The 20,934-nt window shown below is 32.9% G+C and carries 26 protein-coding genes; 20 read left to right on the top strand and 6 right to left on the bottom strand.

Going from position 1 to position 20,934, the window contains the following annotated elements:
• The first annotated feature begins 336 nt into the window (after window positions 1-336).
• The 12 genes from infA to rpsI all read left to right on the top strand — a co-directional run bounded on the left by infA (window position 337) and on the right by rpsI (window position 7,549).
• Window positions 337-555 (top strand): translation initiation factor IF-1, encoded by a 219-nt coding sequence (gene infA, locus BN1372_RS00350; protein WP_062196928.1) that lies wholly within the window; start codon window positions 337-339, stop codon window positions 553-555.
• A gap of 36 nt (window positions 556-591) precedes the next feature.
• Window positions 592-705 (top strand): 50S ribosomal protein L36, encoded by a 114-nt coding sequence (gene rpmJ, locus BN1372_RS00345; protein ID WP_062196927.1) that lies wholly within the window; start codon window positions 592-594, stop codon window positions 703-705.
• A 22-nt stretch (window positions 706-727) separates the two neighbouring features.
• A complete protein-coding gene (gene rpsM, locus BN1372_RS00340; protein ID WP_062196926.1) occupies window positions 728-1,093 on the top strand; it encodes a 30S ribosomal protein S13 in 366 nt (121 codons plus the stop codon).
• 24 nt (window positions 1,094-1,117) lie between these two features.
• A complete protein-coding gene (rpsK, locus tag BN1372_RS00335) occupies window positions 1,118-1,510 on the top strand; it encodes a 30S ribosomal protein S11 (protein ID WP_062196925.1) in 393 nt (130 codons plus the stop codon).
• 166 nt (window positions 1,511-1,676) lie between these two features.
• Window positions 1,677-2,621, top strand: a complete 945-nt coding sequence (locus tag BN1372_RS00330) for a DNA-directed RNA polymerase subunit alpha (RefSeq protein WP_062196924.1) — start codon at window positions 1,677-1,679, stop codon at window positions 2,619-2,621.
• A gap of 20 nt (window positions 2,622-2,641) precedes the next feature.
• Entirely contained in the window at window positions 2,642-3,013 is a 372-nt protein-coding gene (gene rplQ / locus BN1372_RS00325; RefSeq protein WP_062196923.1) for a 50S ribosomal protein L17, read from the top strand.
• Between the two features lie 285 nt (window positions 3,014-3,298).
• Window positions 3,299-4,138: an energy-coupling factor ABC transporter ATP-binding protein gene (locus tag BN1372_RS00320; RefSeq protein ID WP_062196984.1), complete on the top strand. Its 840-nt coding sequence runs from the start codon at window positions 3,299-3,301 to the stop codon at window positions 4,136-4,138.
• Entirely contained in the window at window positions 4,114-4,998 is an 885-nt protein-coding gene (locus tag BN1372_RS00315; RefSeq protein ID WP_062196922.1) for an energy-coupling factor ABC transporter ATP-binding protein, read from the top strand. The genes BN1372_RS00320 and BN1372_RS00315 overlap by 25 nt, the downstream gene beginning before the upstream one ends.
• Entirely contained in the window at window positions 4,983-5,774 is a 792-nt protein-coding gene (locus tag BN1372_RS00310; protein ID WP_062196921.1) for an energy-coupling factor transporter transmembrane component T family protein, read from the top strand. Before BN1372_RS00315 ends, BN1372_RS00310 begins: the two co-directional genes overlap by 16 nt.
• 13 nt (window positions 5,775-5,787) lie before the next feature.
• The gene (gene truA / locus BN1372_RS00305) at window positions 5,788-6,525 is read left to right on the top strand and encodes a tRNA pseudouridine(38-40) synthase TruA (RefSeq protein WP_062196920.1); all 738 of its coding nucleotides are present in this window, start codon (window positions 5,788-5,790) and stop codon (window positions 6,523-6,525) included.
• 174 nt (window positions 6,526-6,699) lie between these two features.
• Window positions 6,700-7,137: a 50S ribosomal protein L13 gene (gene rplM, locus BN1372_RS00300; protein WP_062196919.1), complete on the top strand. Its 438-nt coding sequence runs from the start codon at window positions 6,700-6,702 to the stop codon at window positions 7,135-7,137.
• Window positions 7,138-7,156: 19 nt separating this feature from the next.
• Window positions 7,157-7,549, top strand: a complete 393-nt coding sequence (gene rpsI / locus BN1372_RS00295) for a 30S ribosomal protein S9 (protein WP_062196918.1) — start codon at window positions 7,157-7,159, stop codon at window positions 7,547-7,549.
• Window positions 7,550-7,617: 68 nt separating this feature from the next.
• Here rpsI and BN1372_RS00290 read toward each other — a convergent pair whose 3' ends face one another.
• The 6 genes from BN1372_RS00290 to BN1372_RS00265 form a co-directional block, all read right to left on the bottom strand.
• Window positions 7,618-8,658: a site-specific integrase gene (locus BN1372_RS00290; RefSeq protein ID WP_062196917.1), complete on the bottom strand. Its 1,041-nt coding sequence runs from the start codon at window positions 8,656-8,658 to the stop codon at window positions 7,618-7,620.
• 95 nt (window positions 8,659-8,753) lie between these two features.
• A complete protein-coding gene (locus BN1372_RS00285; RefSeq protein ID WP_062196916.1) occupies window positions 8,754-8,951 on the bottom strand; it encodes a hypothetical protein in 198 nt (65 codons plus the stop codon).
• 27 nt (window positions 8,952-8,978) lie between these two features.
• Window positions 8,979-10,085 (bottom strand): replication initiation factor domain-containing protein, encoded by a 1,107-nt coding sequence (locus BN1372_RS00280; protein WP_222704661.1) that lies wholly within the window; start codon window positions 10,083-10,085, stop codon window positions 8,979-8,981.
• A gap of 80 nt (window positions 10,086-10,165) precedes the next feature.
• On the bottom strand, window positions 10,166-11,497 hold the full coding sequence (locus BN1372_RS00275) for an FtsK/SpoIIIE domain-containing protein (protein ID WP_082418893.1): 1,332 nt from the start codon (window positions 11,495-11,497) through the stop codon (window positions 10,166-10,168).
• Window positions 11,481-11,867: a hypothetical protein gene (locus tag BN1372_RS00270; RefSeq protein ID WP_062196914.1), complete on the bottom strand. Its 387-nt coding sequence runs from the start codon at window positions 11,865-11,867 to the stop codon at window positions 11,481-11,483. Before BN1372_RS00270 ends, BN1372_RS00275 begins: the two co-directional genes overlap by 17 nt.
• Window positions 11,868-11,891: 24 nt before the next feature.
• Window positions 11,892-12,152: a hypothetical protein gene (locus BN1372_RS00265; protein WP_062196913.1), complete on the bottom strand. Its 261-nt coding sequence runs from the start codon at window positions 12,150-12,152 to the stop codon at window positions 11,892-11,894.
• A 181-nt stretch (window positions 12,153-12,333) separates the two neighbouring features.
• Between BN1372_RS00265 and BN1372_RS00260 the strand changes: the two genes are divergently transcribed.
• The 8 genes from BN1372_RS00260 to BN1372_RS00225 all read left to right on the top strand — a co-directional run bounded on the left by BN1372_RS00260 (window position 12,334) and on the right by BN1372_RS00225 (window position 20,901).
• A complete protein-coding gene (locus BN1372_RS00260) occupies window positions 12,334-13,017 on the top strand; it encodes a hypothetical protein (protein ID WP_062196912.1) in 684 nt (227 codons plus the stop codon).
• A gap of 413 nt (window positions 13,018-13,430) precedes the next feature.
• Window positions 13,431-14,468, top strand: a complete 1,038-nt coding sequence (locus BN1372_RS00255; protein ID WP_062196911.1) for a nucleoid-associated protein — start codon at window positions 13,431-13,433, stop codon at window positions 14,466-14,468.
• 12 nt (window positions 14,469-14,480) lie between these two features.
• Window positions 14,481-15,404: a GapS4a family protein gene (gapS4a, locus tag BN1372_RS00250; protein ID WP_062196910.1), complete on the top strand. Its 924-nt coding sequence runs from the start codon at window positions 14,481-14,483 to the stop codon at window positions 15,402-15,404.
• A 1-nt stretch (window position 15,405) separates the two neighbouring features.
• Window positions 15,406-16,539, top strand: a complete 1,134-nt coding sequence (gapS4b, locus tag BN1372_RS00245; RefSeq protein WP_062196909.1) for a GapS4b family protein — start codon at window positions 15,406-15,408, stop codon at window positions 16,537-16,539.
• Between the two features lie 663 nt (window positions 16,540-17,202).
• On the top strand, window positions 17,203-18,129 hold the full coding sequence (locus tag BN1372_RS00240; RefSeq protein ID WP_062196908.1) for an ABC transporter ATP-binding protein: 927 nt from the start codon (window positions 17,203-17,205) through the stop codon (window positions 18,127-18,129).
• Window positions 18,129-19,061 (top strand): ABC transporter permease subunit, encoded by a 933-nt coding sequence (locus BN1372_RS00235; RefSeq protein WP_062196907.1) that lies wholly within the window; start codon window positions 18,129-18,131, stop codon window positions 19,059-19,061. The genes BN1372_RS00240 and BN1372_RS00235 overlap by 1 nt, the downstream gene beginning before the upstream one ends.
• Before the next feature lie 20 nt (window positions 19,062-19,081).
• Window positions 19,082-19,531, top strand: a complete 450-nt coding sequence (locus tag BN1372_RS00230) for a PH domain-containing protein (RefSeq protein WP_062196906.1) — start codon at window positions 19,082-19,084, stop codon at window positions 19,529-19,531.
• Between the two features lie 5 nt (window positions 19,532-19,536).
• The gene (locus BN1372_RS00225) at window positions 19,537-20,901 is read left to right on the top strand and encodes a PH domain-containing protein (RefSeq protein WP_062196905.1); all 1,365 of its coding nucleotides are present in this window, start codon (window positions 19,537-19,539) and stop codon (window positions 20,899-20,901) included.
• Window positions 20,902-20,934 lie beyond the last annotated feature (33 nt).

Below are 20,934 nucleotides of genomic sequence, written 5' to 3'. Positions count from 1 at the left end.
AATGACAAAATCCATTCAAAGCAAATGACCTGCCCAAAAAAACAAAAGAAAAAAGGTGTAATTTTATGCCGAAAAAGATATAATGTTTTTTTGAGAACAATCGTGTTTTTGTCAAGGAAAATTCGGCTACAATGTAGAACAAAGGCAGTAACGATTTGCAGGAAATGGCGCTTATATGTTAGTGTCCCTAATTCATGATCGGGTTATCAGATGTTTTAGGAATACAGCTCCCAGCTCGCGTTGCATAAAACTCACCTTCGGGTGGTTACAAGCGGCTGTAATAGGGTAATGATAAGCGTCAGATTTTAAATGAATGTAAGAAGGGAGAGCAAATCTTTGGCGAAAGAAGATGTAATTGAACTAGAGGGCACCGTCATTGACACTTTACCAAATGCAATGTTTAAAGTAGAGCTAGAAAATGGCCACGTCGTTTTAGCTCATGTATCAGGTAAAATTCGCATGCACTTTATTCGCATTTTACCTGGCGATAAAGTAACTGTAGAATTGTCTCCGTATGACTTATCACGCGGTCGTATTACGTATCGCTATAAATAAAACAATACTCCGTACATTTTAAGGAGGTTAGGAAAAATGAAGGTTAAACCATCGGTTAAACCGATTTGTGAAAAATGTAAAGTAATTCGTCGTAAAGGAAAAGTAATGATCATTTGCGAAAATCCTAAGCATAAACAAAGACAAGGCTAAGAAATAAGGAGGTGCACTACTTATGGCTCGTATTGCAGGTGTAGACATTCCACGTGATAAACGTGTAGTGATTTCTTTAACATACATTTATGGAATCGGACGTCCGACTTCACAAGAAATTTTAGCGAAAGCTGGCGTTTCTGAGGACACTCGCGTTCGTGACTTAACAGAAGAAGAATTAAACAAAATTCGTGAAATTATTGACGCATACAAAGTAGAAGGTGACTTACGTCGTGAAATTTCTTTAAACGTCAAACGTTTAATGGAAATTGGAAGTTACCGTGGTATCCGCCACCGTCGTGGTTTACCAGTTCGTGGTCAAAATACGAAAAACAATGCTCGCACACGTAAAGGTCCTCGTCGTACTATTGCGAACAAGAAAAAATAATGAAAGAAGGAGGTTCTTTAAACTATGGCAAAGCGTAAAACAGTTTCACGTAAACGTCGCGTGAAAAAAAATATCGAATCTGGTATTGCCCATATTCGTTCAACATTTAACAACACGATTGTAACAATTTCAGACGTACATGGTAACGTTATTTCTTGGTCAAGTGCTGGTGCACTAGGCTTCAAAGGTTCTCGTAAAGCTACTCCATTCGCTGCACAAATGGCTGCAGAAACAACTGCAAAAACAGCAATGGAAAACGGAATGAAAACTGTAGAAGTAACAGTTAAAGGTCCTGGTGGAGGTCGTGAGGCTGCGATTCGTGCACTTCAAGCAACTGGTCTTGAAGTAACAGCGATTCGTGACGTAACTCCTGTTCCACATAACGGTTGCCGTCCACCAAAACGTCGTCGTGTATAATTACGGTTTGACTGTATACTAATAAGGTTTCTGTCTATAATGGAAAAGTAACACTGCTTTTCTATAAAGCAGGCATGGCCCGACAACTGTCTTATCGGGAATTTCGGTTAGACTTCCAAAGAAGCCTAACCGGGGTTTCGACGTTTTGAAGGAGGGTTTAATTTTAATGATTGAGATCGAAAAACCAAGAATTGAAACGGTTGAGTTAAGTAATGATGCCACTTATGGGAAGTTTGTTGTAGAACCACTGGAACGGGGATATGGTACTACACTAGGGAACTCCTTACGTCGTATCCTTCTATCATCTCTCCCAGGTGCTGCAGTGACATCAGTGCACATTGATGGTGTATTGCACGAATTTTCTACAATTGAAGGCGTTGTAGAAGATGTAACGATGATCATTTTAAACTTGAAAAAGTTAGCAATGAAAATCTACTCAGATGAAGAAAAAACATTAGAGATTGATGTGTCTGATGAAGGGGTAGTAACAGCAGCGGATATTACACATGATAGCGATGTTGAAATTTTAAACCCAGATCTTCATATTGCAACGTTAGCAAAAGGTGCTCACCTGCACATGAAATTGACTGCTAAACGTGGGCGCGGTTATGTACCAGCAGAAGGAAATAAAAGTGATGAGCAACCAATTGGTGTAATTCCAATTGACTCTATTTACACACCTATTTCTCGTGTGACATACCAAGTGGAAAACACACGTGTTGGTCAAAACACAAACTTTGATAAGTTAACGCTTGATGTTTGGACTAATGGTAGCATTCGTCCAGATGAAGCAGTTTCACTAGCAGCTAAAATTCTAACAGAACACCTTAACATTTTCGTTAACTTAACTGAAGAAGCGAAAACAACAACCATCATGGTTGAAAAAGAAGAAGACCAAAAAGAAAAAGTTCTTGAAATGACAATTGAAGAACTTGATCTTTCTGTTCGTTCTTACAACTGTTTAAAACGTGCTGGGATTAATACTGTTCAAGAATTAACCCAAAAGTCGGAAGACGATATGATGAAAGTGCGTAATCTAGGGAAAAAATCAATGGATGAAGTTCGTTTTAAATTAAATGAACTTGGTCTAGGATTACGTGAAGAAGACTAATACAAAAGGAGGGAATCCTTATGGCATACGCAAAATTAGGCAGAACAAGTTCACAACGTAAAGCGTTACTACGTGACCTTGTGACAGATTTAATCATTAACGAACGTATCGAAACAACCGAAGCGAAAGCGAAGGAATTACGTCGTGTAATGGATAAAATGATCACTTTAGGTAAACGTGGTGATTTACATGCTCGCCGTCAAGTGGCTTCTTTTGTTCGTAAAGAAGTAGCTAATGTTAACGACGAAGGTAAAACACAAGATGCAATCCAAAAACTATTCAGTGACATTGCACCTCGTTATGACGAGCGTCAAGGCGGATATACTCGTATTCTAAAATTAGGTCCTCGCCGCGGTGATGGTGCACCTATGGTAATCATTGAATTAGTATAATCTTCAAGCAACGTAAAAGGGGCGGGACAGCATTTAGGATGCAGTTCTGTGCCCTTTTTTTATTTTCTACAAAATCAATCTGAGCAACTAGCAGACGGATTGGCAATTCGACAATCTTTTATTTCCTTGGAAATAAACTGTCGAGAAAGAGAAATAGATAGTGGTGAGATGGAGTCGTACCTCTCGCTTTTTCAACAAAATAATGCTTTACTTCAAAGAAAACAGCGTGCGAATGGAATGAATGGTTGCGCAATCATAGAAGAACAAAGGCGAGGGGGATGGGAAATGAAAAAAATCATCCAAGTAGAACGCGTATCGTTTCGATATGGGGAAGAGGGACCGTATGCATTACAAGATGTGAACTTTTCTGTCAAAAAAGGAGAATGGCTAGCTATTGTCGGGCATAATGGTTCCGGGAAATCAACACTGGCGAAATTATTAAATGGGTTATTGTTGCCTTCCTCAGGTGTGATTCGTGTCGAAGGATTCGAAACGAATAAAGAAGAAGAAATTTGGGAAATTCGTCGACGTGTCGGGATGGTATTTCAAAATCCAGATAACCAATTCGTTGGAACGACGGTGCGGGATGATGTTGCTTTTGGTTTAGAAAATATCGGCATCGAACGAGAAGAAATGAAACGACGGATAGCAGATAGTCTTGAAAAAGTGAAAATGTCCGCATTTTTAGATCAAGAGCCACATCGTCTCTCAGGGGGACAAAAACAACGGGTAGCGATTGCTGGTATTTTAGCAATGAAACCATCTGTCATTATTTTAGATGAATCGACATCGATGTTAGACCCTATCGGACGGAAAGAAGTAATGGAAACCGTTCGACTCCTTCAAAAGCAAGAAAACATTTCTGTTATTTCGATCACACATGACTTAGAAGAAGTCATCCATGCGGACCGGATGATTGTGATGAATAAAGGAAAAAAACTTGCAGAAGGAACACCGAGAGAAATTTTTGAACGGCCACTAAATTTACCGTCCATCGGACTAGCTTTACCTTTTTCGGTGTTGTTAAGCGAACAGCTACAAGAAAAAGGCATGCCATTGCCTGAAAAATATGTGACAGAAGAAGAGTTGGTGAACGCGATATGGACATTAAAATCGAGCAATTAAATCATATTTATCAGCCGAACTCACCATTTGAACGCGTTGCATTGCAAAATGTCAATTTGTCGATTGCATCTGGAGAATATGTCGCAATTATCGGGCATACAGGCTCTGGAAAGTCCACGTTAATCCAACATCTCAATGGGTTATTAAAACCGACGTCTGGATCGATTCAAATGGGAGAAAAAACAATTACGGCTAAAACGAAATCGAAAGAGTTATACGATGTGCGGAAAAACGTCGGGATGGTTTTTCAATATCCAGAACATCAGTTGTTTGAAGAAACGATTGAAAAAGATATTTGTTACGGTCCAGTCAATTTTGGTGCGTCAGTAGAAGCAGTAAAAGAAAAGCTTCCGACTATTTTAAAACAAGTCGGGTTAAACAATAGTTTTTTACAGCGTTCGCCATTTGAATTAAGTGGTGGGCAAATGCGCCGGGTTGCCATTGCTGGGGTGCTCGCAATGGAACCAAATGTCATTGTGCTCGATGAACCGACTGCCGGGCTCGATCCGAAAGGACAGCAAGAAATGATGGACATGTTTTATGAACTTCATAAAGAACGTGGATTAACGACTGTGTTAGTCACGCACAATATGGCAGATGCTGCTCGATATGCAGAACGGATTATTGTCATGCATCAAGGTTCTGTACATATTGAAGGGACACCAAAAGAAATTTTTCAACAAAGTGAAAAGCTACAAGAAGCAGGTATCGCTGTTCCAGCAACGATTCGCATTTTTAAGCAATTGTGTGAAAAGTACAACGTTCCAGTGACAAAATGGCCGTTGACGTTAGAAGAGTTAACTGAAGCTGTTTATTCGATTTGGCAGAAAGGACAAGGTGCCTCATGCAAATCATATTAGGTCAATACGTTCCAGGGAATTCCGTCATTCATCGATTGGATTCACGTGCAAAACTAATGGCTGTTTTTTTATTTGTCATGGTCGTTTTTTTAGCGAATAACTGGATAGGATATACGATTCTCGGTGCGTTTACTGCGCTCACAATTATTTTATCGAAAGTGCCATTTAGTTTTATTTATCGTGGCTTAAAACCGGTATTATGGATTATTTTATTTACGTTTTTATTGCATATTTTTATGACAAAAACAGGTCCTGTTTTAGTTTCTATTGGACCGTTAGACATCCATAAAGGCGGGGTAACCCAAGGGATTTTTATCGCCTGTCGCTTTTTCTTTTTAATTGTCGTTACGACGTTGTTAACCTTGACGACCACACCAATTGAAATTACCGACGGGATGGAAAGTTTATTAGGTCCATTAAAAAAATTATCGTTACCAGTTCATGAACTTGCGTTAATGATGTCTATTTCATTACGGTTTATTCCAACGTTAATGCAAGAGACAGAAAAAATTATTAAAGCGCAAAGTGCCCGGGGAGCTAAATTTACAAATGGAACGATAAAAGAACGATTACAGTCCATCGTACCATTGCTCATTCCGTTATTCATCAATGCATTTAAACGTGCAGAAGATTTAGCGTTTGCGATGGAAGCAAGAGGATATCGTGGTGGAGAAGGACGGACAAAGTTAAGAGAATTATCGTGGAAAGGGAAAGAAACGATGTCACTCGTCGTCATTCTTCTTTTATCGGTCGCTCTTTACTTCGTACGGTCGTAGTGAGGCGATGAAGATGAATCGATATAAGTGTATCGTAAGTTATGACGGAACGTATTTTCACGGATATCAAATACAACCTGAAGGACGAACTGTACAAGGTGTGATTCAAGCTGCCATCGATAAAATGCACAAGCAATCGATGCCGCTCATCGTCGCTTCTGGAAGAACCGATCAAGGGGTGCATGCTATCGGACAAGTGTTTCATTTTGATTCCCCTTTAGCCATTGCACCTGAAAAATGGCAAAAAGCACTCAATGCGTTAACAGATGATGATATATACATTCGTCAAGTAGAACAAGTGCCGAACGACTTTCACGCGCGTTTTGATGTTGTGAAAAAGGCGTATCAATATCGTATCATGCGAGCATATCCAGATGTGTTTCGCAGGTATTATGCGTATTACTATCCGTATCCACTAGCGATAGAACAGATGAAAGAAGCGGCAAAACAATTAGTCGGGACACACGACTTTTCTGCTTTTTGTGCTGCCAATACGACAGTCACTGATAAAGTACGGACGATTTATACGATTGATATAATGGAAGAGCGGGATGAACTCGTCTTTCGCTTTACTGGAAATGGATTTTTATATAATATGGTTCGTATTTTAGTGGGAACGTTATTAGAAGTAGGCGCAAACAAACGGGGACTAGCAGAAGTAGAGAAGGCTCTTTCATCAGGTGATCGACGCCTTGCAGGCGTAACATCCCCTAGTCACGGGCTTTACTTAGAAGAAGTAATGTATAAGTAAAAAAATAATGTAAAACAACTCAACCGTGTGTAACATTTTCTTGACATTGGATTTTGACTGTTATATTATATGTAGTGGTATTCTTTAAACCACTAAGCCCCGGAAACTTATGGTTTATTGAGATAGATCGAATTTGATTTTGGATATTTTTTCTGATTAAGGAGGTAAATATTTATGCGTACAACATATATGGCTAAAGCAAACGAAGTGGAACGTAAATGGTACGTAGTAGACGCTGAAGGTCAAACTCTTGGTCGTCTAGCTAGTGAGGTTGCTTCTATTTTACGTGGTAAAAATAAACCTACATTTACACCACATATTGACACTGGTGACTTCGTAATTGTCATCAACGCTGAAAAAATTCAATTAACAGGTAATAAGTGGAATGATAAAGTATACTACCGTCACACTGGTTATGCAGGTGGTTTAAAAGAAACTACGGCAAAAGAAATGCTTGCAAAATTCCCAGAGCGTTTAATTGAAACAGCTGTAAAAGGAATGTTACCGAAAAACACACTTGGACGCGAACAAGGTAAAAAATTACATGTGTATGTTGGTTCGGATCATAAACATCAAGCACAAAAACCAGAAGTTTACGAACTTCGTGGTTAATTAGAAGGAGGGACTTGTATTGTCTACAGTACAATATTACGGTACAGGACGTCGTAAAAGCTCAACTGCTCGTGTACGTTTAGTACCTGGCGATGGAAAAATGATCGTAAACGGTCGCGAATTTGACGACTACTTCCCATTAAAAGCAGTGAAGGAATTAGTTGTTCAACCTTTAGAAGAAACAGAAACAATCGGAAAATACGATGTATTAGTAAACGTTCACGGTGGAGGTTACACTGGTCAAGCTGGCGCAATCCGCCACGGTATCGCTCGTGCGTTACTTCAAGCTGACCCAGAATACCGTCCAGCATTAAAAGGTGCAGGTTTACTTACTCGTGACGCTCGTATGAAAGAACGTAAAAAATACGGTCTTAAAGGCGCTCGTCGTGCACCTCAGTTCTCAAAACGTTAATCAATTCTTTATTGTATCAACGTTTACAAAAGTTTTTTGGTTCAAGTTGGTTCAAATCAGCTTGAACCTCATAAAGAACTTAACAGATTTAAAGCATCAGCATCTTGCTGGTGCTTTTTTTCTGGCATCAATTCAAGATAGTAGTTTTGAGTTGTTTGAATGTTGATATGACCTAATCGTTTTGATACATACGCAATATCTATATCTTGTGAAAATAAAAATGATGCGTGCGTATCTCTTAAGCCGTGGAATGTTGTTTTTTTAATGTTTAATTTCGTTAATAATTCAGCTAAAAGTTCTGATTGTTTAAAGCCACCAAAGCCAAAAATATAACCATTCTCTTTAACGGGAATGTTACGGATAAGCTCATATACTTCTCTGTTGATAGAAACATCACGTTTTGCATTTTGTGTTTTTAGTGAAGTATCATCGGAAGTGGGGCTGATTGAGTGCCTAACCTTAATTCCGTACTCGTATAAATTTTCTGGTCGAATAGCTAATAATTCACCTCGTCGCATACCCGTTTCTAATGCGAGTAAGACAAGTAAGTTAAATTCATCTTCTGGGTGCTGTAAAACATAATTACGAAGCATTTTAAGGTCTTTAATAGACAAAGCTTTGTTTCGCTTGGGTGGGTTTTCCCCACGTGTTTTCACCAAACGAGCAAAATCATTAGCAATATAACCACGAGCATATGCATCACGTAATGATGTTTTGATTTTAAGAAGAACCTCATGTGTTGTTTTTCGAGAATGTGTCTTGGCATACTCATTTATCTTCTTCTGAACAACAATATCGTTTAAATCTTTTAATTGGATATCCAGAAATAAGTTTCGAATAACCCCTAAAGTACGAACGTAATTTTGAAATGTAGTTTCTCTCACGTCATTTACTTTTACAAGATAAATCCAATTCTCGAAGAAGTCCGCAAAGGTTGTTGTTCTGTGTGCAAGCTCTTTACCTTCTCCTTTTGCTAATTCCATTTCTAACGCCCAAAGTTCTGCTTCTTTCTTTGTTGAAAAAGTTTTGGAAAGTTTTTTATGCTTGCCTTGTTTGTATAAAGAAACTTGAGCCCTATATGATTTCCCTCTTTGAATAATACTAGCCATGCTATCAATTCCCTTCATAAAAATAGTCGATAGAATGCTAGTTGAATACGACTATATTGTATTCCGAACCTAGCATCTTATCAACTGTCGATAAATTAAGCCGAGTGTGTTTCAATAAATTGTATTAACCATTTTATTGTGTACCGTTCTTGTCCACCAATCATGAAACGGTAAAGATCACTGTGCGGTCGTATATATTTATCAAAGGATTTAGGGTCTACTCCTAGAAAACGGGATGCTTGTTCTCTGTTTAAAAGGTATGGGTAATCTTTTGAAATCATATTAATGCTCATAAAGGCATCGTCTCCTTTTTTAATCTATTATTTGAATGGGTAACCTTGATTTGTATATAATACAGAGTACTTTTTCAACCAGAATATGACATCATCATTAGGCTCATAGTTCTCAAATTCATCGTAAAGAAATGCTAAACACTTCTTTAGCCCCTCATCTCCCCAAATCCTCCAAACCTTAAATAAGTAGGGAAATAATCCAGACCCATTTAAAATATGCTTCTGTGATTGTTCTAACAGGTTCATTCGTGGAGAAGGGGAACTAAACATAAAATTTCTTTGATTAAGCAAATCAAGCATTTTTTTAGTGTAAGTCGTTAGTCTATTCGATTTAGCATAATAAAATTGATAGCGATCAGTTAAAGCTGAAACAAGTAAATCTTTTAGTTCTATATCATTACTTATAGTTTGTAGCTTGTCCGATAAATCATGGGCATAAGAACCTTTATAGACCGCTTCAAAGCGCACCCAGTCGTTATAATGGATAGCCTCATCATAACGAATACCCATCGTTTCAACTTGTTCTTTTTTCTTATCATAGACCCTTAAAAAGCCTTTAATATTTTTACCCTTAGAACCTAGATAAAAGGTTGATGTAATATTGTTTTTTGTGATGGCTGACAAAGTCGAAATATTTCTTCTTCCTGTAGCCATTCTAGCGATTTGATTCTTTTTTGAAAGTTGATTATAAATCGTATTTACATTGACTTTCTCATTGATAAAGTCGATTGCAATATCAATACGAGATAGTCTTGAGGTATACAATGTACTAGCATTGATGTTTGCTAAAAACTGATGAATCTGTATCGGGGTGGAAAATAATGATTCATATTGCTTTCTGTATTCCATCCATGCGTATGCAGAAAATTTTATACAAACACCCATCTGTAAAACATCGGCATGATAAGCAATTGCAAAATAGTACGGTGCTTCTTCGAAAACAAAACCATTTGAATAACCCTGCGGTAATGAATATGTCGCTTCTTTCAGATTACCTAATACTACTTCTAGCTCTGATAATTCAACAAATTCTTTAATGATACTAATTGCTGTACCTTCCCAACCTTCGACAAAAGAAGGTCTCTTTGTTGATTGTAGAACTAGTGTAAACTCATCGACTTGAACATCTAACAAGTGAATCACTCCTTTTTAGCCTAGAAACGTTGATATACTAACGTTAGTAACGACCTTTTTATCTGGTGGAACGGGGGTTTCTACAAAACCCCCGTTTTTTTTAAGTGGGTCACAGCTTCTAATATGTCAAAGTCTAAATAACTAAAGTGACAAATCTTCGGTGTGTTAGCTAAGATTGGACAAGTAAAGACACCTTGACCTAATGTGAAATTTTTCTCTGGTATATCTATTCCAGTACCAAAAGAAGTTGTATAAGTTTGCTTTTCCGCATTACCAAGCACGAACTTTACAGGAAGGTTTTCACGTAAATTAGTTGGCAATAAGGTAGCATCCGATTTTTGCATGACAATCCATAAGAAAAATCCTAATTGTCTACCTTGTAAAACAACCTGTGACAGCAGCATCATGACTTCATCACGTTTTTTCTTTTCCATCGTCTGTAAAACACTTTGAAAACTAGCGAATTCATCAAATATAAAAATATAAGGTTCATATTGAAAGTCAGCATAAGTTGCTTCCAATTTTGCGTTAAGTTTATCCTTGATATTGGCTTTTCTATCTTCCATAATTTCATTGAAGTTTTGCAGTAACCTAATAATGTCTTCCATACTAGTAGCAGTGCTTTTCGCTGAAATTCTTTCACCGAGTACAGCAAGGCTTGAATTTTTAGGGTCAGCAAAGTAAATGTTATAATGCACGTTTTTAGCTAGCATTTGAAGAATTAGCGAGTAAAGTGCATATGTTTTACCTGAACCAGTTTGCCCGACAAGCAAAGTTCCGTATAAAGAGATTGATATAGATTTATCAATAATCAATGTGTAATCATCTACTTGTGTAGTTAGTCTTTTCAATTCCAGAAAGTCACTAAATTTAAGTTGTTGAACAATGTTACTATCATATATCTCAAAAATATGGTAGTTTTCATCATTCGATAAATAGGCTCTGTCTACAATGAAATGATTTAATGCGAAAGAAATTCTTACATCGCCAATATCTTTGTTAATATTTATGTTTTCAATGAACAATGTAGCCTTTGAAAAGTCGGCGTTAAATTGCAATTTAATTTTCGGTAGGTCTGCTATTTCGGTATTGAAGTAAAATCTTTTGTTGAAGTAATTAGCATCTAACAACGACTTTCTTAGTTTTAGTACGGTAAGATAATGGTGTATAGCGTGTTTTATGCCTTTATTAGCCTTATTACGAATAAGCCATGTAGCTATTTGAATCGAAATTATTACTAGCAGAAATTCGATAAATAACTCGTTAACGTGTTTTCTGAAAACAACTCCCAACTTAAGTTGGGAGTCAATAAAATTTACAATAAAAATTATCACAACAAGCATAAAGGATGTGCTATATATGAAAATCCCGTTTTGTTGTCTTTGTGTCCTTAATTTACTTTGTTTGAACATTGATTTTTTCCACGTCTCTAAATCGAAGTATTAAATCAAAGCCGATAACAAAGGATTTTTCATGAATGAAATCGATTAAACGTACATATTCGCCTTTGTTAACATTGATATGTTCTTTACCATTTAAGACGGTCACGTCAAAGGTATTTAGGATATTATTGTCTCTTTTAATCCCAGTTTTCTTATCCAAGCCGTAATCAGTATTGTCTTTAGTAATTGATAAAGTTAGTGTGACGCCTTTTTCATTTGGCTCTTTTTTACTTATATATGGTCGTTGGGAGACCAATCTGTAAATGTTTTGTGTGTTTGTTAAAAACTCATCTGCTTTGAACTTAGTTTCTGTGAAAACCCATGCATTTGTAATCGGCATAGTGCAAAACCTCTTTCTTTTAAATTATTTTTTGTCAGTTCGTGTTCTCAGTGATTCCTTAAGAGTTTTAATAGTGGAATCAATTTCAGCGGAATTTTCAATCTCAATTCGAAATCCGCCTAGATTTAAGACCTTAAGTTCATTGTTAGATTCTAATGAATTAATACTAGTTCGAAACATAACTTCATCATACGGAAGCTCTTTGATAAGGTTATCGAGATTTGCAACATCAACATTTGACCATTTTTGAACGTCTAAGTTTGGGTGATTAATTTGATAACGCAAGATAATCTCCTCCTTTCATTTTTTTGTAGGCTTTTATCAGTATTTCTTCAGCCTTGAACTCACTATAATATAATTCGTTATTTATTTTAATACCTTTTAAATCGACTGTTTGTTGGATTATTTATCGTTATTTCTATTCTATTTAGGGTGTAATATAATTAGTATGAGAGGAGTAGATAATATGGATGAAAAAGTCGAAAGTGAAATTTATTTGAGCAAAAATGAAATATTAGATTTAATAGATTATAAATTTAATTACACATTTGAAGGAAAAGATAAAAATGACCATTTGATAAGCGAAGAAACATGGCGTAGTTATGTTAAACAGTTTTATGATAAAAAAGAAGACGAGGGAAAAGATATATCTATATACTATAAGAAATTAAGAGGTGGAAATAAAAATAGAACATATCGATTAGATTTTGTAGAAGAAATTATTGAATTCAGGTCAGTACAACTTAACAATCAGTATAATAGTAATCGTAAAACAATGATTGATTATGATTGGATTAATTTAAATAAAGCTCTTATGGGATGGTCGGATGATGAAGTTCCTAAGAGTATTTATGACAAGAGAGTTATTATCACTGAATATGAACTTAGAAAAGAAAATAGATTTTCTGAAATAACTGATGAAGATAAAGAAAAAGTTAGAGGGTATTTTATTGATATACTTATTGATGATTTAATTGATATGCAGAAATTAAAAACAGATATAGAAGAATGGGCATTAAATGGAGAACTTATTTATGGTTATGCCGATCCACTCGAAATGATTGAGGATGATGAAGGTCCAATAGGTTTTAGAATCGATAGAAAAAAATATTTGAAGGATAGTGTTATTTATGAAATCAAAAACTCTTGAAAATTAAATCTAATAAAGTTGGACCAACAGAAATTTACTGCTGTTTTTCCTTATGCTGACATTGTTACTTTATTTAGATATACTATAGTTAAGAAATTTATAATTAAAAATTTTAGAGGGAATTAATTAGTGAGTAAGTAGATAGAAGGGAGGAAATTAAGTGAGTATAAAAAGTTAAAAAAATGATTGAGGAATAGCTGAAGTAACTGGTAGTAGTTCCTCAGAATTCGCTAATGATAATAATTAAATAGATTATGAGTGCATGGGAAATTATTGAAAATCATAAAATATAATAAAGTATCAAAACTATGATTAAGATAATATATCAGAAAGATATAGTTTAGATTTTTTTAAGGTGCGATTAAAAAAGCAAATATGTTAAATGAAGATAGAGGAGTATGGGAGGATATTAAATGATTGATTTGGATGAACTTTTTCTTGACAAGATTGTAATTCATCAAATTGGAAATAAAGTTAGAGGAGAGGGATACCAATTATCGCAAGAGGAAGATCGTGTAACAGATCCTAATTTGAGAGCGATATTGGAAAGATATTTTTTGCAAGTATTTAAAGATAAAGAGTTATATCATTTTTATCATGATAGTGATATAGAATTAAACGAAGTATATCATTTTACAAGTAAGATATTTAAAGATAAAGAAAACTTCTATGAACAATCAATCAATATTGCAAAACGTCTTTATAACAAATCAGATCATCCCAATATAAAATCTGGTGATTTTTATATGGTTTATTTTAGTAATAGCAGCTTGACTAGTAGAGTAATAGGTTTATTCAAATTAGAGAATAAGGATACATTTCTGAAAATCAAAAAAGAAAATGGGAGCTTTGCCTTTACCTATGATAAAGGAATTAGCCTAACAAAAATGGAAAAAGGCTGTTTAATAGTAGATGATCAAAAAGAAGGTAATAAAGTTTATATTATTGATTCGCTGGCAAACACAGGAAAAGGTGTTGCGAAATATTGGGAATCTAATTTCTTAAATGTGCGTTTATCTCAAGATAATGAATTCCAAACCCGAAAACTTATGAAAATAAATGAAGATTTTGTAAAAAACATTTTTACTAATGAATTAAATAAAACCCCTGAAGAAATACTCGAATTTCAAATGAAGTCTTATGAGTATGTAAAAGATAATGAGTCATTTAACAAGGAAAATTTTGTGAATACCGTGATCAGCAACAATGAAGATAAGAAAAGGTATGAGAAGTTTAAAGAAGAGTTTGAAGTAAATAATGGCTTGAACCCGATAGATAACTTTGAATTATCTTCTCGCTTTATAGAGAGACATACGAGAAAAATTACTAGCAAATTCCGTTTAGATACTGGTGTTGATATCAATATAAGAAAAGCCGATTTTGTCGAAGATGGATATGATGAAGTTAAAAACATGAAATATCTCAAGGTATATTATAATCATAAAATTTAGGGGGGATTAAAGATGGCTGGCGAGAAATCTAAAAGTTCTGGAGAGTTTGGGGAAAAAATAGTTTCAAATTTTTTTAAACTTATTGGTTGGTCTGGCGTTGAAGAAGGAATTACAAATGAATGCGTTTTTATTGAGGAACACGCTCGACCAAGTAAGACACATGGAATAGATGCATATTTTAGATATAAAAGTGAGTTAATGAAAAGTAATACTCAGGAAGATGTTTTGGTATCAATAAAACATACGTCAAACAAATATCCTTCTTCTCCTACTAACACGTTTAAATCTTATTTAAAAGACCTAGCAAATGGTATGGAGTGTTTTCAGTACGATAAAAATTATGTAGATAGAAAATTACCTTTAGGAATACAAGAAAGAAGATTGTCTGGAGTGATATTTTGGATCTCTCAGGAAGACGATGATGAAACAGACATAATTTCCAAAGTATGCAACTTTAACAATACAGATAAAATTGATTATGGGCCTATATATTTAGTTGACAATAACAAGCTTAGTTTTATATCTAAAACAATTAAATATGTTCAAAATAATTTTGATGATTATAATTTTGAGTATCATAAAACTGGTTTTAATAATAATCCCGCTGAGTTTCAGGATTATGGTAAGGTGTTACCTGTTCAATTAATAAACACCAATATTTTACCTGTAAGGTTTCTTGAAAATTCAAATAGTGGGATTGCCGTTTTTTTAAATGAGCCTTTTACTGAGGAATCCTTAATCAAAGTAGTTGGATTTTCGAAATTGATAAGTAAAGATTGGCCTGAAAAAGTTTATATTTTTTACCCTGATTATAATCAATTAACTCATTCTAATATAGTAGAAAGAGTTAGAAGTAATTTCTCTGATACAAAGTTTAAGAGTAAAATACATGTAAAATCATTTATTGATAATATTGCTTCTTTGGGAGGGGAATGACATGAGTGATCTTGAAAGACATGCGGATACGATGCTTCCGTATGGCAGTGTACTCAAAGCTTTAATTTCTTCATCAAGTGTTTTAACAAGCAGTGATTTGAAAAAAACTTTATCTCAAAAAGGAATTTTTATAAGTTCCTATAATAAGGAAGATATTTTTCCATTGCTCCTAACTTCTTTGTTATCTCCAACTGAATATGAAATATTAAAGGAGTGCCAAAAAAGTAAGGAGAATATACCAAAAAGGAGAAGTGCAACATTTTCATATGTAAGTGATAAGGATTTGATAAGAGCAATACCAACATTAAATGAAATAAAGTTAGATAGATTAATAAATTTCGAATATGAAAACTACAAAATAATTGACGTAAATAGTTTTCATAAAAACGAAAGTAATAATCAAATCCAACTCACTTATAAAATAAAAAGAACTGATTTAAGCAAAGATTGGTATGAACAAGTAAATATTTATGAAGGGGCAATAGAAATGTCATTAAGTTCTAGTGATAATAAGTTGACTATTTCTACTGAACATTCGACAGACGAAACAAAAGAAATTAACAGATTAATTGTTAAAGAAGTGGCAACAATCTTGAAAAGAGAATCTATGATAGAAAATGCGGTAGGTAATGTAATTAAATTTGGCGATTTTTCAAATGAAGAAAGAATAAAATTTTTATTGAGTTTTGTTAATGATAAGTTAGATGAAACAAATACTTTTTCCTTTGATGAAATAACTGATATTGAGATATCGATTGATTCAACGGCAGAATTACCGACAGATTTTCAATGGATGGAAGATAAAGTTTCAAATATTAAATTTCAAGGCAAAGCTCTACATGAAACTGATGTTCTCAAAGAAAATACATATCATTCTTCATTAATAATTTCATCTTTAAAAATAAACTATGATTTTAATATTAATTCTGGAAAGGGACAATGTACTTTTGAAATAGAATTTCCTAAAAAAAGAGGAAATAGTATTCCGGAAAAAGATTCAGAGTTTATCTTTAAATTAATTAATATCAAGTATCCAAAGAAAATTAACACCAAAAGTGCACAAAAGGCGCTTTATCGAGTATTTGACAAGTTTAGTGAAAAATGTTTGCGAGCCTCTATCACTGAGGCTGACTAAGAAGTTTAGAAAAATTTGTATTCAACTAACACCTATTATTTGGGTTCAAATTGGTTCAAGTAATATCATTTTCAATACCTTTTCATACACTTTTATCCAAATAACAATTCCCAAAACGTTGATATGAATGGTTTTCAATGGATTAGATATACTTAAAATTTATAAGTATATTTCTCAAAACGTTAATATATCAACATTTAAACCCTTTCTCATTTTACATGAGAAAGGGTTTTTTATTCCGATTTTTTAAAAAACACTCGCTAGTAATACTACTATTACAGCGGTTCCAATTGTTATCGTTTTTTCGATGAATCCCTAATAGTTGTTTAATTATACTATTGGGGATTTTTTATAGTAATTTTAAAATAATAATAGAGTTAATAAGTATTTTTTTGTAAATAACTTTACATGTATCCAAAATTAATATAGTATATATACGAATTCAATAAAAGTAATTATTTTCTATTTTTTGAGAGTAGAGTGAGAAAATATTTTTAAAGAAAGTTTGGGAATAGGTTACAGAAGCAGGTAAATGGGTTTTAAGATGAGAAGAAGTTTTAATAGGTTTAGTTTAACTCTTTGAAAGAAAAATTATGAATAGAATGATAAAAGAAATAAATCAATACATTATATCGGGGTATTTTTATATTTTTAGGAGGAAAAATGGATTCTGTTGTATTGGAACTAAAAAATGTTAGTAAGAATATAAATAACAAAAATATTATTAATAATGTCAGCTTTCAAATAGGAAAAGGAGAAGTATTAGGCTTTTTAGGACCAAATGGAGCTGGAAAAACTACTATTATTCGTATGATTATGGGGTTAATAAAGGTAGACAGCGGAACGATTAAAATTAAAGGTTATGATGTACAGAACGAATATACTAATGCAATGCAATATATTGGTGCCATAGTGGGAAGTCCATCCTTATATACATATTTGTCTGGCTATGAAAATTTATTGCAACGTGCCCGTTTAACAAAAAAACTAGTATCACGACAAGAAATTAATGAAATTGTTGAATTAATAGGTCTTTCTAAAAAAATTAATGAAAAAGTAAAAACATATTCTTTGGGAATGAAACAACGTTTGGCTATAGGGATGGCATTAATAGGGAATCCAGAACTGCTTATTTTGGATGAACCCATCAATGGAATGGATCCAGAGGGTGTTATTGCAATAAGAAATTTAATTCGGAGATTATCACGTGAAAACAATATCACTGTATTAATTTCTTCTCATCTATTAGGTGAGCTTGAACATGTTTGCGATAAAGTATTAATTATTAATAATGGTAAGAAGTTAATGTATACGTCAATAGAAAATATAAGGAAGAAATCTAATCTTCCAGAAGCAATCATAGAAATTCCTAATGAACAATCTGAAAAATTAAGAGGGTTGTTGAAAAATAAAGAATGGTCATTTAAACTAATTGAAAATAAATTGATACTTCAAACTGATGAGTTGAGGGTACAAGAGATTTTAAAGTATTTAATTGAAAATAAAATTATGATAGAAAGTTATCAAATGACTAAAAAAAATCTTGAGGAAATATATATTGATGTTATTAATAAAGATGGAGATATATGATGAATAATATAGTTAAAAATGAAATAATTAAATTATTTTACAGTAAAAAGTTGTTATCTATTGTTTTGATTACGGTTACAGCACTTGTTATCCTTGTACTGTCTTTAATTTTTGGTTCTAATGATCATGAACCGAGCAATTGGAAAAAAGAAATTAAAGCAGAAGCTGCATTATTACAAGAAGAACCACAAACAAAAGAAGTGAAAAATAAATTAACCGAAATCAATTTAAGATTAGAACACAATATACCACCAGATGGATTAGATGATGCTACATATTTATTGTATGATGAAATATCTGATGGCATTTTTATGTTACTACTTATGCCTATTTTTATCATAATCATTTGTGGTGAAATGATTATCGGGGAAACAAATGATGGAACTTTAAAAATAAGTATTAGTTCGCCCATGGGAAGGATAAAAGTATTAATTTCAAAAATGATTGCTGCTTTGATAGTTATTCTAGGAATTTCTATTTTTTACTATTTAATGATCTATTTAATATATGGCATAAATGGTAGATTTGGAAGTTTGAGTACATCAACCATTATTTTCTTAAATGAGCCAACTATCATTCCGATTTGGCTTGGAATTATTCTTGGTCTTATTACAAATATATTATGTATCATTGGATATATTGCCATGGCTTTTCTTTTATCAACAATCCTTCAAAATGTTATTATCTTAACAGTGTCTATATTTGCATGTATGCTGTGGAATTTATTATCACCATTATTGTTACCTAAGGTAGAATGGTTAAGTTATTTTTACATAACGAATATTAATTTATTTACGCTAATTAATGGAGAGTCTTTAAGTATTACACTTAGTTATTCCTTTTTCACGTTAATATGGGTATATATAATCACAACAGTTATAATGCTTATCTCCTCTATTGTGATTTTTAACAAAAAGGATTTTCCTATATAATTTAAAAATGGAGGAATATTATGGATCAAAAATGGTATGCATTATCTAAGGAATACATACCCTATAAAATAAAATTATATTTCTTACTTCTCTTTATGGAAGTAATATCCTTTTTTTTGCTTTTCCATTTTGATTTAGTGCCAATAGTCACCAACGTATTAACCATTATTATTTTAATATTCATCCTGATTACAATGTTTAATCTGATTTTTTTAAAAAAAGAATATACTAATTATAAATATTGTTTTGATGAGAATCAAATTCATATTAAAGAAGGGATTTTTGTTAAAAAAAATATATTCATACCTATTAAAAAAATTTATCAGATTAAAATAGGACAAGGTCCAATTTTAAAAAAATATGATTTAGTTTCAATTGATATAAGTACAGCAGCTGGTACGGTATATTTAACATTTATCCCTAAAGAAGTAGCAAAAGAAATTAATAATCTTGTGAAAGAAGAGAGCTAGCATTAATGAGAAATAAGCGGAAACTGTCGTTTTTTAGTGTGTTCTATCCTTTTATTCAAGGATTTTTAAGTCTCATCACACCTTTATTGCTGCTGTTGATATTTAAATCTTCTAATTCAGATTATCTAATTAATGAAAAACTAGCTACTATCCTTTTAATTACTGTAGGGGTTTTGTTAATATTAGTAGGTTTATTTCGATGGATAAGTACTTCATATGAGTTGAATAAAAATGAATTATTTATTCACAAAGGAATCATATTTAAAAGTATTGAAAAAATTAATAAAGATAAAATCCAAAACTATTCTATTACTAAACTGTTGCCTTTTGATAAGGCACCAGTTATTCTTTCTTTACAATTAGAAGGGGAAGATGTAGATTCGTCTATTACGTTAAAAGGTATTTTAAATAAAGATGCCCACAAAATTATTAGAATTTTGTACGTACCAAATAAGCAATCTAAAAATCTAGTAGAAAACAATACTTCATGGAAGCAAATCATTCTAAGTATTTTAGATAGAAGTTTAGTTGTTACTATTGTTGTAACATTCTTTTCAACCTTCTCACAAATACCGTCTATAGATGTAAGATCTTTTCGGGATTATATTTACTTAAGTTATTGGTTGGATCTGTATGTTGGTATGCCAGTTCAAACATATATATATGGTGTAGTGCTTACTATTCTCTCTTTGTTAAAGCAATGTATAAAAATAGCTAATTTTAAACTTAGGATAAATGATAGTATTATTGAGATATCCACGGGATTATTTTCTGAAAAAAATCATTATATTTCTCGTGAAAATATAAGTGGTATTATGATTGAACAATCAATATTTCAGAAATTAAGTAATTGTGCAACAGTGTATGTAGAAACTGTGGAAAAAGATCAAAAGAAAGTTCTGTTCCACCCATATATGTCAATGAAAAAGATATCTAAATTAACAAAACAATTTTATATAGGAATTCTTCCGAAAAACGCAGGAGAAAAACAAGGAGCTTTTTTAAATCAGGTTCTGGTATCTATAATCCTAAGTTCTATTCTTTGTTTTTTATTGTATTTATTTGATTTTTTATCTATCATAACAACCGGGTTTGTTTACGTAACCATGATAATGTATTTGTTAAAATATTATAATGTTAATTATACTTGGAATGAAGAATTCTTTATATATCGAAATGGTCTTATAAAGAAAAAAATCTTTATTTTTGAAAAAAAATATTATAATAATATACAATTCAAAAAATATTTTTGGATGAAAAAAAGGTATCATCTTTCCATTGGTTATTTTAATAATTCATATAAAAAAAATATAAAATTAAAAAATATAAATAAAGAATCTTTAATAAAACACTTCTTCATTGATTTTTGACAGTCAAGTACAAAATTCTGTGTGAAATTAAGA

Source organism: Massilibacterium senegalense, from assembly GCF_001375675.1.
Classification (GTDB): domain Bacteria; phylum Bacillota; class Bacilli; order Bacillales; family Massilibacteriaceae; genus Massilibacterium; species Massilibacterium senegalense.
Note: the sequence above shows the minus strand (reverse complement) of the source record. Positions and strands in the feature narration are given on the sequence as shown.